This window comes from Acidovorax sp. JHL-9 (assembly GCF_000426205.1).
GTDB lineage: Bacteria > Pseudomonadota > Gammaproteobacteria > Burkholderiales > Burkholderiaceae_C > Acidovorax > Acidovorax soli.
This window is the reverse complement of record NZ_AUEX01000003.1, coordinates 1-13,733: the sequence shown is the minus strand read 5'-3', so window position 1 is coordinate 13,733 and position 13,733 is coordinate 1. Positions and strand designations below refer to the sequence as shown.

The 13,733-nt window shown below is 66.4% G+C and carries 10 protein-coding genes; 3 read left to right on the top strand and 7 right to left on the bottom strand.

Annotated elements, in window-relative coordinates; all coding sequences use genetic code 11:
* Positions 1-3 precede the first annotated feature (3 nt).
* The 3 genes from K225_RS0102980 to K225_RS20250 are packed head-to-tail and all read right to left on the bottom strand — an operon-like array spanning position 4 to position 5,075.
* A complete protein-coding gene (locus K225_RS0102980) occupies positions 4-3,204 on the bottom strand; it encodes an efflux RND transporter permease subunit (RefSeq protein WP_026435024.1) in 3,201 nt (1,066 codons plus the stop codon).
* A gap of 6 nt (positions 3,205-3,210) precedes the next feature.
* The gene (locus tag K225_RS0102975; protein WP_026435023.1) at positions 3,211-4,389 is read right to left on the bottom strand and encodes an efflux RND transporter periplasmic adaptor subunit; all 1,179 of its coding nucleotides are present in this window, start codon (positions 4,387-4,389) and stop codon (positions 3,211-3,213) included.
* Between the two features lie 5 nt (positions 4,390-4,394).
* Complete coding sequence (locus K225_RS20250; protein ID WP_034711673.1) at positions 4,395-5,075, bottom strand: TetR/AcrR family transcriptional regulator; 681 nt, start codon at positions 5,073-5,075, stop codon at positions 4,395-4,397.
* An 88-nt stretch (positions 5,076-5,163) separates the two neighbouring features.
* Here K225_RS20250 and msrA point away from each other — a divergent pair, with 88 nt between their 5' ends.
* From msrA to K225_RS0102955, 3 genes are all read left to right on the top strand, one after another.
* On the top strand, positions 5,164-5,703 hold the full coding sequence (gene msrA, locus K225_RS0102965; protein ID WP_026435022.1) for a peptide-methionine (S)-S-oxide reductase MsrA: 540 nt from the start codon (positions 5,164-5,166) through the stop codon (positions 5,701-5,703).
* 82 nt (positions 5,704-5,785) lie between these two features.
* Positions 5,786-6,256, top strand: a complete 471-nt coding sequence (locus K225_RS0102960) for a hypothetical protein (protein WP_155885212.1) — start codon at positions 5,786-5,788, stop codon at positions 6,254-6,256.
* Between the two features lie 178 nt (positions 6,257-6,434).
* Positions 6,435-8,531, top strand: a complete 2,097-nt coding sequence (locus K225_RS0102955; RefSeq protein WP_026435020.1) for a TonB-dependent receptor domain-containing protein — start codon at positions 6,435-6,437, stop codon at positions 8,529-8,531.
* 183 nt (positions 8,532-8,714) lie between these two features.
* Here K225_RS0102955 and K225_RS0102950 read toward each other — a convergent pair whose 3' ends face one another.
* The 4 genes from K225_RS0102950 to K225_RS0102935 all read right to left on the bottom strand — a co-directional run.
* Complete coding sequence (locus tag K225_RS0102950) at positions 8,715-10,628, bottom strand: potassium transporter Kup (RefSeq protein WP_051248633.1); 1,914 nt, start codon at positions 10,626-10,628, stop codon at positions 8,715-8,717.
* A 76-nt stretch (positions 10,629-10,704) separates the two neighbouring features.
* Positions 10,705-11,415, bottom strand: coding sequence for a response regulator (locus K225_RS0102945; protein ID WP_026435018.1), 711 nt, complete (start codon positions 11,413-11,415; stop codon positions 10,705-10,707).
* Entirely contained in the window at positions 11,412-12,962 is a 1,551-nt protein-coding gene (locus tag K225_RS20245; RefSeq protein ID WP_051248632.1) for an ATP-binding protein, read from the bottom strand. The genes K225_RS0102945 and K225_RS20245 overlap by 4 nt, the downstream gene beginning before the upstream one ends.
* 422 nt (positions 12,963-13,384) lie before the next feature.
* A partial coding sequence (locus K225_RS0102935) for a transposase (RefSeq protein WP_026435017.1) occupies positions 13,385-13,733 on the bottom strand: 349 nt, incomplete at its 5' end.

The following is a 13,733-nucleotide window of genomic DNA, read 5'->3' as shown; positions in this document are numbered from 1 at the left end:
GGGTCAGGACAAACCCTTGATTTTAGGGGCCACGGGCGCGGGCTGGCCACGGCCCAGGCGGGCAAGTGCCCAGCGGGCCAGATCGTCCATGTAGCAGTACACCACCGGCACCACCACCAGCGTCAGCAGCGAGGAGGTGATCACGCCGCCGATCACGGCCTGGCCCATGGGTGCGCGCTGCTCCGAGCCCTCGGACAGCGCAAACGCCAGCGGCACCATGCCAAAAATCATGGCCAGCGTGGTCATCAAAATGGGGCGCAGCCGCACGCGGGCGGCCAGCAGCAGGGCCTCGGCGCGGGGCAGGCCGGGCACGGCATGGCCGGCATCGTCGATATGCTCCGCCCGGGCCCGGATGGCAAAGTCCACCAGCAAGATGGCATTCTTGGTGACCAGGCCCATCAGCATCACCACCCCGATGATGGAGAACATCGACAGCGTGGAGCGGAACATCATGAGCGCCAGCACCACGCCGATCAGCGTGAGCGGCAGCGAGGTCATCAGCGCCAGCGGCTGCAGGAAGCTCTTGAACTGGCTGGCCAGGATCATGTAGATGAACACGATGGCCAGCACCAGCGCCGAGATGGCGTAGCCGAACGACTCCGCCATGTTCTTGGTGGAGCCGCCAAACTGGTAGCGGTAGCCCGGGGGGAAGGCCACGCTGTCGAGCGCTTTCTTGATGTCATTCGACACCTCGCCCGCCGATCGGTCGGCCACGTTGGCCGTCACGGCCACCTCGCGCGTGAGGTCGCGCCGGTTGATCTGGTTGGCGCCGGTGGATTCGCTCACCCGGGCCACCTGGTTCAGGCGCACGATGCGCGTGCCGCCATCGGCTGCCGCCAGCGCAAAGGGCAGGCGTTCCAGGTCCTGCGGCGTGGTGCGGGCCTCGGGGGCCAGGCGCACGTTCACGTCGTAGGTCTGGTCATCGGGCGCGCGCCAGTTGCCCACCGTGGTACCCGCCACCAGCGTGCGCAGCGAGGCGGCCAGCTGCGCCACCGACACCCCCAGGTCCGACGCCGCATCGCGCTGCACATCGAGCGCGATCACGGGTTTGTCGGGCTTGGCGCTGGTGTCGAGGTCCACCAGGCCCGGAATGCCGTGGATCTTTTCGGAAACCGTTTTCGTCAGGCGCTCCAGCTCCTGCAGATCCGGCCCCTGCAGTGAAAACTCCACCTGTTTTTGGCCACCCACCGGGTCGAGCAGGCCCACATGGGTGACGGTGATGCCGGGCACCTGCTTGAGGCGCTCGCGCAGCACGCCCGACATGGCGTCCACACTGCGGCTGCGGTCCTTGCGGTCCACCAGGCGCACGTAGATGCTGGCGTACATCTTGCCCTGCGCGTTACCGGTGTTGAGGGTGGACAGCGTGTAGCGCACCTCGGGAAACCCGCGCAGGATGCCCTCCACCTGGCGCGCCTTGGCCTCGGTGGCTTCGAGCGACGAGCCCACGGGCGTGTAGAAATTGACGGTGGTTTCGGAAAAGTCGGCCTTGGGAACAAACTCGGTGCCCAGGAGCGGCACCATGAAGACACTCAGCACAAAAATGGCCAGCGCGATGCCCAGGGTCGCGAGCTTGTGCACCAGCGACCAGCGCAGAATGCCCTGGTAGGCCTCGGCCAGCGCATCGGTGGCGCGGTCGAACCAGCCCGTCACGCGGCCGATGGTCCTGTCGTAGAACGTGACCGGCGCGTTGCGCTGCCCATGCGCGTGGATGCTGGGGTCATGCCAGAGGCTCGACAGCATCGGGTCGAGTGTGAAGCTGACAAACATCGAGATCAGCACCGCGGCCACGATGGTGATGCCGAACTCATGGAAGAACTTGCCGATGATGCCGCCCATGAACCCGATGGGCAGGAACACGGCCACGATGGACAGCGTGGTGGCCAGCACGGCCAGGCCAATCTCCTGTGTTCCATCCATGGCCGCCTGGTAGGCGTTTTTGCCCATCTGCACATGGCGCACGATGTTCTCGCGCACCACGATGGCATCGTCGATCAAGAGGCCCACGCACAGGGAGAGCGCCATCAGCGTGATCATGTTGATGGTGAAGCCGAACAGGTTCATGAACCAAAACGTGCCGATCAGCGCAATCGGCAGCGTGAGGCCCGTGATGACGGTGGAACGCCATGAGTTCAGAAACAGAAACACGATCAGCACCGTGAGCAGGGCGCCCTCGATCAGCGTCTGGCGCACATTGTTCACCGCCACGCGAATCGGGCGGGCACTGTCGCCAATGGTTGCCAGGCGCACCCCGGGCGGCAGCTGGCGCTGGAGTTCGGCCACGGCGGCATTCAGGCCGTCCACCACCTCGATGGTGTTCTCGCCCTGCGATTTCTGCACCGACAGCAGCAGCGTGCGCTGGCCGTTGTACAGCGCCAGGCTTTCCACTTCCTGTGCGCCATCGTGGACGCGGGCCACCTGTTCCACCCGAATCGGTGCTCCGTTTTTCCTGGCCACGATGATGCGGCCAAAGTCTTCGGGGCGCTGCATGCGCGCGTCGATCTGCACCACGCGCTCCTGCGCGAGGGAGCGGATGGCGCCCACGGGCAAATCCTGGTTTTCGCTCCGCACGGCAGCCACCACCTGGTCGGGGGTCACGCCAAAGGCTTCGAGCGCCTGCGGGTTCAGGTAGATGTTGATCTCGCGCCGGGTGGCGCCCACCAGGTTCACGGCACCCACGCCACGCACGTTTTCCAGCCGTTTCTTCAGGATCTGCTCGGCCCAGGTGGTCAGCTCCACGGCGCTGCGTTCCGTGCCCCCGGCCTGGTCGCCGGGCAGCACGGCCAGCGACCACACGGCACGGCTGGCGGGGTCAAAGCGCAGCACGCGCGGCTCTTTCACCTCGGTGCGCAGGGTGGGGCGGACAATGGCCACCTTCTCACGCACATCTTCGGCCGCCTTGCGGCCATCGATGTGCAGCTGGAACTCGATGATGACGACGGCGGTGCCCTCGTAGCTGCGCGAGGTGAGGGCGTTGATGCCGGCAATCGAGTTGACGCCTTCCTCGATCTTCTTGGTTACCTCGCTCTCCACGATTTCCGGCGAGGCGCCGGGGTAGTCCACCGTGACCACCACCACCGGAAAGTCGATGTCCGGAAACTGATCGACCTTGAGGCGCTGGTAGGAAAACAGGCCCAGCACCACGATGGCGAGCATCACCATGGTGGCGAACACCGGGTTTTTCAGGCTGACCTGGGTGAACCACATGGCTGCTTACGGCGCGGCGCGCGATGCAGAGGCTGCGGGCGTGACTGCTGGCGTGTTTTCGAGGATGCGCACGGGCGTGCCCTCGCGCAGCGAGCCCATGCGCCCGGCCACCACGGCAGTGCCCTCGGGCACACCCTCGATGGCCACCAGCGTGTCGCCCCCCACCATGGCACGCCGGCCGGTCTTGACCGGCAGATACGCCACGCGGCCGCCTTGCACCGCCTGCACGTAGGGCGCCGGTTTATCGGTGCGCACGGCGTCCAGCGGCAATGCCAGCACATCGGCATGCCCCGTGTCGAGCGCGCCCTGCACAAACAGGCCCTGGCGCAGCACCGATGCCGCCGCGCCCTGCTCGATGACCAGGTACACCGGCACGGTGCGGCTGCCGGCCTGGGCGCTGGGGTTGATGCGGGCCACCGTGGCCACGATCGGACTGGCCACGCCCTCGATCCGCAGGCGGGCCTTTTGGCCCACGCGCACGGCCAAAGAATCGGCCGGGCTCAGCAGGGCTTCGAGCTCCAGCCGCGACAGGTCCACCACCTCGACGATGCGGGCATCCACCCCCACGCGCTCGCCGGGTTGCGCCAGCCGCTGCGCCACCTGGCCCTTCAAAGGGCTGCGCAGAACCGTGTCGTCCAGCGCCTTGCGCGCCACATCGGCAGCGGCCAGCGCCGCCTGGTAGGTCGATTGCGCGGCCTCCAGGCTGGCCTGCGAGGTGACCAGTGCCGTGGCGGAAATGAAGCCCTGGTCCACCAGCGCACGGTTGTTGGTGAACTGGCGCTGGCTGATGTCCACCTGCGCCTTGGCGGCATCGGCCTGCTGCTGCGCCTGGCGCAGGCGGGCCCGGGCCTCGGTGGGGTCGATGCGGGCGATTTCCTGCCCGGCGCGCACGCTGTCGCCCTCGCGCAGGGTCAGGCCCTGCAGCTCGCCCGCCGCGCGGGCCCGGACCATGGCGGATTCCACGGCGCGCAGCGCGCCCGACACCGGCACCGCGAGGGCCAGGCTTTGGCGCCGCACGGTGACCAGTTCGCCCGGTGCCAGGTCCAGCATGGCTTCCTTGACCTGCGCGCTGGCTTCGGCCAGGGCCTTTTGCTGCGCCTGCCGCGCGGCCAGCGCACGCCAGACGCCACCACCCACCAGCACAACGGCGATGGCAACAGCCACCCAGGCAATCCAGCGTTTCATGGCGATCAGGTCGTTGAAGGACCGGAGGAGGGCGCGGCCGCGCACAGGCCGTGCAGGATGTTGTCGGCCTGCATGGCCAGGTATTTTTCGGGGTCCAGGTCCTCGGCATCCGGCACGCAGGCGCCCATGGAGTGCTTCCACAGCATCAGAAAGATCATCGGGGCCAGCACCAGGTACACCGCGCAGTCCATGTCGAGCGGCCGAAACTCTTTGCGGTCCACGCCGCGCTGCAGGATGCGGCGGATCAGCGCCTGGCCCGGCCCCATCACCTCGCGCTGGTAGAACTGGGTGATTTCAGGAAAATGGTGCGCCTCGCTCAGCATCAGCTTGGTGATACCCGAGGCTTTGGTGCTGCCGATGCGCTCCCACCACACCTGGTAGCAGTAGCGCAGCAGGTCGTCGGTGCTGCCCTCGAAGGCGTCGAGCTCCAGCGTCCACTCGGCAAAACGGCCCGCGATGTTTTCGCGCACCACGGCCTTGAACAGCTCTTCCTTGCTGGGAAAGTACAGAAACAGCGTGCCCTTGGACACCCCGGCGCGCGCCGCCACCTCGTCCACCCGGGTGGCCGCATACCCTTTTTCGACAAACAGTTCCAGCGCGGCACCGATGAGTTCGCCGGGGCGCGCCTGCTTGCGCCGCTCGCGTTTGGCCACCGTGCCGGGAAGAGGGGAAGATTCAGACTGCATCTGTTAATGACTGACTGGTTAGTAATATAGCCAGCGCCCGCAGCGGCGTCAATTCATAATGCGGCGCTACACAGACAAGGAAACTGCCATGACACAGCAAACCATCACGCTCGGCGGCGGTTGCTTCTGGTGCACCGAAGCGGTTTTTGTCCGGGTGCGCGGCATCACCGACGTGGAAAGCGGCTACACCAACGGCCACACCCTGCACCCCAGCTACGAGCAGGTCTGCCAGGGCGACACCGGCCACGCCGAGGTGGTGCGCCTGACGTTCGATGCCGACCAGATCAGCCTGCAGGAAATCCTGGAAATCTTCTTCCACACCCACGACCCGACCACCCTGAACCGCCAGGGCAACGATGTGGGCACGCAATACCGCAGCGGCATCTATTACGAGAACCCTGCGCACGGAGAGATGGCCAACGACATGATCAGCCAGATGTCGCAAGACAAGCTGTTCGGTGCACCCATCACCACCGAGGTGCAGCCGCTGACCAACTACAGCGCGGCCGAGGCCTACCACCAGGACTACTTTGCCAACCATCCGAACGCCGGTTATTGCGCGTTTGTGGTGGGGCCGAAAGTGGAGAAGTTTCGCAAGACGTTTGCACGGTATCTGAAGCCCGACTGAGCGGGCAGTGGCAAAGATCTGAATAAAATAAGGCTCTTGCGCCTTTCCCGCATACGCCAGCTGCTATCAAAGTGATACCAAAGTGAGTCTGCCAGCAGCCTCCCCAGCCCTTTCAGTCCTGCAGGCCACGGCCCGCCGGACGGGCGTGTGCGGGCGCTGGCTGCAGCAGCTCTCGGCCCGGGCTGCGCTGGTGTGGCTGCTGCTGGCCCTGGTCATTGCGCCCACCGTGGGCCGCCTGCACGAGGTGGCCCACGGCGGCCGCGGCAACCCGGTGCACGCGGGGCACGTCCCGCAGGCGGCGGCGTTCCATGGTGGCATGGCCGGGACGCATGCGACAGACCAGGCCTCGGGCCTGTTGCAGGCCCTTTGGGGCGACCATGCCGCGCCCGATTGCCTCTTGCTCGACCAGCTGGCCCTGGGCGATGCCTTGCACAGCGCCCCCATGGCGCTGCCAGCCCTGGCGCCCGTGCCGGCACGGCTGGCCTACCGCTCCGAAGCCGTCCTGCTGCGGTGGTTCACGCCATTCCAGGCCCGCGGCCCTCCGGTGGCCTGACTCCCGCAGCCACTGCACCGCAGCACGCGCTGTCCCCCCCTGATTTCATAGCTGCTAGCGCTTGATGACCAAGCGCTACAGCCGCTTTTTATTCCGTTTTCATGCCACAGCGCATGAAATCGTGCCCCTGCGCCAGGACCTGGTTGCGCCGGTGCGCGCCCCTTTTTTCAGAAACACCATGAACATCCTTGTACCCGCACACAGCAGCCGCAGCCATCCGGTCCTGCACCCCGTTGCACTGGCCGCCATCCTCACGCTGTCGGGCACCAGCCTGGCCCATGCGCAGGCCGCAGCTGCCGCTTCTCCCGCCGAAGCGCCCGGCCTGCCCCCCGTCACCGTGTCCGCCAGCGGCCTGCAACTGGGCGCCAGCGACATGACCACCCCCGCCACCGTGCTGGAGGGCGACGAACTTGTGCGCCGCCGCGAGGCCACGCTCGGCGAAACGCTCAGCAGCGAGCGCGGCATCACCAGCAGCCACTTTGGCGCCGGTGCCAGCCGCCCCATCATCCGCGGCATGGACGGCCCGCGCGTCAAGCTGCTGAGCGACGGCGCCGAGCTGCACGACGCCTCCACCATCAGCCCCGACCACGCCGTGGTCTCCGAGCCCCTGCTGGCCACGCAGATCGAAGTGCTGCGCGGCCCCTCGGCCCTGGTGTACGGCAACGGCGCCGTGGGCGGCGTGGTCAACGTGCTCGACGGCAAGGTGCCCACCGCCATCCCGCAAAAGGGCATCGAGGGCAGCGCTGAGCTGCGTGCCAACACCGGAGCAGGCGAGGGGGCAGGGGCCTTCTCGCTCACCGGCGGCGCCGGCAACCTGGCCGTGCACGTCGAAGGCGTGGCGCGCGACGCGGGCGACTACCGCGTAGGCAAGGGCTGGGCGGGTGGCAACAAGGTGCCGGGCAGCTTCAACCGCACCGACACCGGCAGTGTGGGCCTGTCGTGGGTGGGTGAGCGCGGCTACCTGGGCGCCGCCTACACCCGCCAGACCGCCAAATACGGCCTGCCAGGCCACAACCACAGCTTTGACGGCTGCCATGCCGATGGTGACCACCTGCACTGCGGCGCGCACGCAGGCGAAGCGGATGATGGCCACGACCATGGCGCTGAAGCGCCTGGCGACGTGCCGGTGGTCGACCTGCGCAGCGAGCGCCTCGACATCCGGGGCGAGCTGCGCAACCCGTTTGCCGGCTTCTCGGCATTGCGGCTGCGGGCGGGCGTTACCGACTACCGGCATGACGAGATCGAGGACGGCGCCGTCAGCACCACCTTCAAGAACAAGGCCTACGACACCCGCATCGAGCTGCAGCACGCACCCGTGGCCGGGTTCAAGGGCGTGATCGGCCTGCAGACCTCGCAACGCAAGTTCAGCGCCGACGGTGAAGAAGCCTATGTCGAACCCACCATGACCCGCAAACTGGGTTTCTTTGCGCTGGAGGAAGTCCGCCTGGGTGACTGGCGCCTTGAAGCCGCCCTGCGCCACGACCGCCAGACGGCCGAGGCCCAGACCAGCGGCATCGAGCGCAGCCACAACGGCACGTCCGCATCGCTGGGCGCGGTGTGGAAGTTCACGCCCGGCTACCAGGTGGGTACCTCGTTCACCCGCGCCAGCCGCGCCCCCACCGCCGAAGAGCTGTACGCCCAGGGCCTGCACATGGCCACCAGCACCTACGAGCGCGGCAACGCCGACCTGAAGTCCGAGATCTCGCACAACATCGACCTCGGCCTGCGCAAGACCAGCGGCGACACCACCTTTGGCGTGAGCATCTTCAGGAATCGCATCAACAACTACATCTACGGCCGCACGCTCGACGAGGCAGACGGCCTGCAACTGCTGCAATACAGCCAGCAGGATGCCACCTTCACCGGCATCGAAGGCCAGGTGCGCCAGCGCCTGAACCGCCATCTGGGCATCACCCTGTTTGGCGACACCGTGCGCGCCAAACTCGATGGCGGCGGCCTGCTGCCCCGCATCCCCGCCACCCGCGCAGGGGTGCGGCTGGATGCCAGCTGGCAGGCCTGGGAAGGCCAGGTCGAATGGGTGCAGGTGGCCCGCCAGAACCGCGTGGCCGCGTTTGAAACCGCCACGCCCGGCTACGGCATGCTGAATATGGGCATGAGCTACAACGGCCAGCTGAGCAGCGGCGCACCGTGGCAGGTGTATCTGAAGGCGAACAACCTGACGGACCGGCTGGCGTATGCGCACACCTCGTTCATCAAGAATGCCGCACCGTTGATGGGGCGGAATGTGACAGTGGGTGTGAAGGTGGCGTTTTGACGTTGCTGGAGTTTTGACGTGACGCAAGGCGACCGTGCTGGCAGTGGGCGCCTTGCCCGTCCGGTCGCGATTTCTGGTTTTGGATGAAGGCTTGCGACACATTGCGCAAGTTCGCCGGCAAACCGCGACTGAGCTGGTTGCTACAACCTTGGCCCAGGCCTCAATTCCACCGTCATACGGCCGTCATATCGGCACCCGCGTTCCAAGCTCCACCACTGCGTTGCCCGGCAGGCGGAAGAACTCCACGACGCCGCCGGCGTTCTGGCTCATGGCGGCAAACAGTTTTTTGCGCCAGTCCGGCATGCCGCCGCCCGGTGAGGGCACCACGGTCTCGCGGCTGAGGAAGTAGCTGGTCTCGAACAGCGGCACCGCCAGCCCGTGCGAGGCGGTCAGCTCCAGCGCCTTCGGTATGTCGGGCGTGTTCATGAAGCCGTAATTCACCTGCACCCGCCAGAAGCCGTGGTCCAGAGCCTGCACGTCCACCCGGCGTTCCATCGGTATCCAGGGCACATCGTGGAATCGCACCGTGAGGATCACATTGCGCGCATGCAGCACCTGGTTGTGCTTGAGGTTGTGCAGCAGGGCCTGCGGCACGGTGTCGGGGTCGGCCACCGGGTACACGGCGGTGCGTTCAGCACGACTCACGCTGCGGGGATCGAGTGGGGCGATGAAGTCCTGCAGCGAGAGCCCGTCGCGGCGGATGCTGTCCATCAGCAGTTCGCGCCCCCGCCGCCAGGTGCTCATCAGCACGAACAGCGCCAGGCCCAAGGTGAGCGGAAACCAGCCGCCGTCGAGGAACTTGATGGCGCAGCCGGCGACCAGCAGCGCGTCGATAGCCAGGAAAAATGCAGTGGCGCCGATGGCGACCGGTGCCGGCATGCGCCAGCCTTCGCGCACCACGAAGTAAGTCAGCACGGTGGTGATCATCATGGTCAGCGTCACGGCAATGCCGTAGGCGCTGGCCAGCGCTGAGGAGCTGCGGAAGAACAGCACCACTGCCAGCACGCCGATCAACAGGGCCCAGTTGACACCGGGCATGTAGATCTGGCCCATTTCGCGCGCGCTGGTGTAGCGCACCCGCATGCGCGGCAGGAAGCCCAGCTGGATCGCCTGCTTGGTCAGCGAGTACGCACCGGAGATGACGGCTTGCGAGGCGATGATGGCGGCCAGCGTGGCCAACACCAGCGCTGGTGGCAGCCAGGCTTCGGGGAACTGGCGATAGAAGGGGTTCTGGATCGCCGAGGGGTCGCCTATCAGCAGCGCCCCCTGGCCCAGGTAGTTCAGTGCCAGGCCGGGCAGCACCAGGCCGGTCCACGCGATCTGGATCGGCCTGCGGCCGAAGTGGCCCATGTCGGCGTACAGCGCCTCTGCGCCGGTCAGCGCCAGCACGATGGCACCCACTGCCGCGAAGACATGCCAACCGCGTGCTGACAAAAACTCCCAGGCATGTTGTGGGTTCAGGGCCGCCAGGATGGCCGGCTCCTGCGCGATGTGCCAGGCGCCCACCGCGCCCAGTACGGTGAACCACAGCACGATGATCGGTCCGAAAAATCGGCCTACCACTGCCGTGCCGAAGCGCTGCATGAGGAACAGCCCGATCAGGATGGCCACCGTGGCCGGCACCACCCAGGGCTTGAGCGCTGGGGTCAGGACCTCCAAGCCTTCCATCGCGCCCAGCACCGAGATGGCCGGGGTGATCAGGCTGTCGCCATAGAACAGCGTGGCACCGAACACGCCCAAGAGCAGCAGGCCGTTGCGCAAAGCCGGGCGCTGCTCCACTGCGCGGGCGGCCAGAGCGGTCAGTGCCAGGCCACCCCCTTCACCGTGGTTGTCGGCGCGCAGGATCAAGATCACGTACTTGAGCGTAACCACCAGCATCAGTGCCCAGATGATGGTGGAGACCGCGCCGATCAGGTGCGGTGCGTCCAGCGGCACGCCGGTGTGCGGCGCAAAGATCTCCTTGACGGTGTAAAGAGGGCTGGTGCCAATGTCGCCATAGACGACGCCGATGGCGGCCAGTGTGAGGGCTGCGAGGCCCTGCTTGTGGCCTGTGTGGGGAGTCGTGCTGGGCAGGGGGGCGGTGTCGGGGTGCTGCATGGGGGGTCTGTGGATGCACAAGGCTGCCACGATGCACCACCACACATCAGGATTGCATAAGCAACCCGATTTGACCTCAGTCTGTGGCGTCTGGCTCGGCGAGCCGGTAGCCCACCCCGGGCTCGGTCAGCAGGTGCTGCGGGTCGGCGCTGTCGGCCTCCAGTTTGGCGCGCAGCTGGCCCATGTACAGGCGCAGGTAATGGGTTTGTTCGGTGTGCTCGGCACCCCACACGTCCGCCAGCAGATGGCGATGCGTGACCACCTGGCCGGCCTGGCGTACCAGTCGTGCGAGCAGGGCGTATTCGGTGGGGGTGAGCCGAATGTCGACATCGGCCAACCGCACGCGGCGGGCCTTCAGGTCCACCGCGAGTGGGCCGTGGCGGTAGTGCAACAGCGCTGGCTCGCTGGCGCGGCCGCTGCGGCGCAGGGCCACGCGCATGCGCGCCAGCAGCTCGCCGATGCCAAAAGGCTTCACGAGGTAGTCATCGGCCCCCTCGTCGAGCAGGCGAATCTTCTGCCCCTCAGACTCGCGGGCCGAAATCACGATGACTGGCGTGTAGCTATTGCGGCGGATCTCGGCCAGCAGCGCCTGCCCCTCGCCATCGGGCAGGCCCAGATCCAGCAGCACCAAGTCAATGGTCTCGCCGTGCGGCACGTGCTGTAGCTGTGCCCGAGCGTCGGTCAGGCTGGCCGCGGTACGCAAAGCGTAACCCTCGATGGCCAGTGCCTCGCGCAACGCGCTGCGCAGCACCCGGTCGTCTTCCACAAGCAGGATGCGATGGCTCATGGCTGGGTCTCCTGGACCGCAGGTGCCAACTGTGGCGGCGGGCCCTCTCGATGCAGCGGTAGCCTGCATTCGAAGCGGCAGCCGCCGTCGGCACCCGGGTGCAAAAGCAGTTCGCCCTGGTGTGCGCGGGCGATGGCGCGGCACACGGCCAGGCCCACGCCGGCACCGCGACCAGCGTCCGCATGGGGCCCCGCTGCCCCCATTTCGCCGCGCTGGAAGACTTCGAACACTTTCTCGCGCCAAGCGGGTGCAATGCCTGGTCCCTGGTCGCTTACGGCGAGCACCGCGCACTCCCCATCGCGCGCAGCATGCAGTTCCACTTGGGTATCAGCCGGGCTGTACTTCAGGCCGTTGTCCAGCAGGTTGTCCAGCAACTGCGACACCAGGGTTGCGTCGCACCATAGCAGGGGCAGATCGGGTTCCACCCTGGCGCGCACGCGTGCACCCTCGGGTCGGCGACGGGCGCGCCGCAGCACCGCGCCGACGATCTCTTCCGCGGACTCCCAGTCACAGCGCAACTGCACCGCCGATGTATCCAGCCGCGCCAGCTGCAGGGTGTTGTCGGTCAGCTGCGCAAGTCGCTCGCTTTCTTCGACGATGCCGGCGGCAAGCAGCTGGCGCTGCGCATTGTCCATGCGCTCGCCCTGTTCTTGCAGGGCGGAGGCCGCACCCATGATGGAGGCCAGCGGCGTGCGGTAGTCGTGCGAGATGGCCGCCAGCAGGGCGTTGCGGGTGGCTTGCAGCTGGGCCTGATCGCGCGCCTGCTGCTCCTGCGCCGCCATCAGCGAGCGGTGCAGGGCGCTGCCCATTTGGTCGCACAACGCCTGCAGGTGGGGGCGCAGTTCGTACCCCTGCGGATGACGGGCCAAGCCCGTGATCAATGCAGCCCCCATGGCGACGCCACGGCCGCGCAAGGGCAGATAGGCGTCGGGCAGCCCGTCGTAACGGCCACTGCCGGCGCCTATGGCACGCCCATCGCGCACACACAGGGCCAAGCCGGCGCGCTGTTCGTCGTTCGGCTCACCCACCTGCAGGGCAGCAGTGTCGTCCGGTTGGCTGTCCAAGGCGCGCAGCACCGACACCGCCACCGCGCTCCCGGTGGCTTCCTGCAGAGCTGTGCGCAGCGCCGCAGCATGGGCGGCCGGGTCCCCGGCATCGCGCAGGATATCGCCCCACTGCCGCAGTCGCGCTTCCCGTGCTGCCACCGTGCGCGCGGCCTCGACCAGGCGGCGCTGGCGAATGACCAAGCCTGCGATGATCCAGTTCACCAGCAGCAGGGCCACCAGCAGCAGTGCGTTCTGGCGCAGATCCACGGAGAAGGTCAGCCTTGGAGGAACAAAGAACCAGTTGAAGGCCATTACTGCCACTGCGCTGGCCACCAGGCTGGCCCAACCGGGCAGCCAAAGGGCGGACAGCGCCGATGCCAGCACCAGCAGCATGGACAGGTTGGCCAGGTCCAGCCGGCTTTCCAGCCCGACCATCCCGATCCAGGCGATGGTCCAGGCCAGCAGGGCAAGGATGGTGCGCGAGAGATTGTTATTGCCCATGGCTGGAGCCTAACGCCGCCTGCGTCAGGAAATCGTATGGGGGCGGAAGGCTCATCGAGATTCAGGAATTGACCGAGTTCAGCGGCGTCTCCAGCCGCAGTGGTTGAAGGGCCAACTCCAGCTATGAGCCGGCACTTGAACAAAGCCTGAGCAATAGCTTGATTTCACAAGCTGTTTTCGTTGGTTCAACAAAAAACCCGCAAATGCGGGCTTTCTGTGTGGGCTGAATTCTCAGCAATTGCCTTTCTTTGCCTGCCCAGGTGGGCAGAAGTTCCCTCCACCGCGCGGGCTATCCACTACCACCGCGCCGCTCGGCGTGTACACCGCACACCCGCTCAGCAAAGTCATCACAACGGCCGCAATCCCTAAAAGTTGTTTCATCATTGGTCCTCGTTATTGGGTTCCCTTATCTTAGAGCCTGTTCAAAGTCTTTTGAGTAGTAGCGCCAAGAATGCCAGATGGACGAACTGCAGGCTGGTGTTGAGCAACCTCTCGCAGTTCTTCCACAACCTTCGGTTTTTCTCCAACCACGCAAAGCTGCGCTCCACCACCCAGCGCTGGGGCATTACCTTGAACGTGTGAAGCTCGCTGCGCTTGGCGATCTGTACGGTGACGTGTGCGCCCAGTATGTCTTGCACGCCCTGGACAAACGGCTTGCCTACATAGCCGCTGTCACACAGCAAGGCTTGCACTCGGCTCAAAGCCAGTTTGCAGCGCTGCAGTGCCTGCAGGGCTCCTTTGCGGTCTGTCACCTCGGCCGTGGTCACCGCA

Bases quoted from the DNA above. Each gene is read 5' to 3' on its own strand.
- K225_RS0102945 (WP_026435018.1), bottom strand. From the start codon at position 11,415: ATGAGCCATCGCATCCTGCTTGTGGAAGACGACCGGGTGCTGCGCAGC.
- K225_RS0102980 (WP_026435024.1), bottom strand. From the start codon at position 3,204: ATGTGGTTCACCCAGGTCAGCCTGAAAAACCCGGTGTTCGCCACCATG.
- K225_RS0102950 (WP_051248633.1), bottom strand. From the start codon at position 10,628: ATGCAGCACCCCGACACCGCCCCCCTGCCCAGCACGACTCCCCACACA.
- K225_RS0102975 (WP_026435023.1), bottom strand. From the start codon at position 4,389: ATGAAACGCTGGATTGCCTGGGTGGCTGTTGCCATCGCCGTTGTGCTG.
- K225_RS0102955 (WP_026435020.1), top strand. From the start codon at position 6,435: ATGAACATCCTTGTACCCGCACACAGCAGCCGCAGCCATCCGGTCCTG.
- msrA (WP_026435022.1), top strand. From the start codon at position 5,164: ATGACACAGCAAACCATCACGCTCGGCGGCGGTTGCTTCTGGTGCACC.
- K225_RS20250 (WP_034711673.1), bottom strand. From the start codon at position 5,075: ATGCAGTCTGAATCTTCCCCTCTTCCCGGCACGGTGGCCAAACGCGAG.
- K225_RS20245 (WP_051248632.1), bottom strand. From the start codon at position 12,962: ATGGGCAATAACAATCTCTCGCGCACCATCCTTGCCCTGCTGGCCTGG.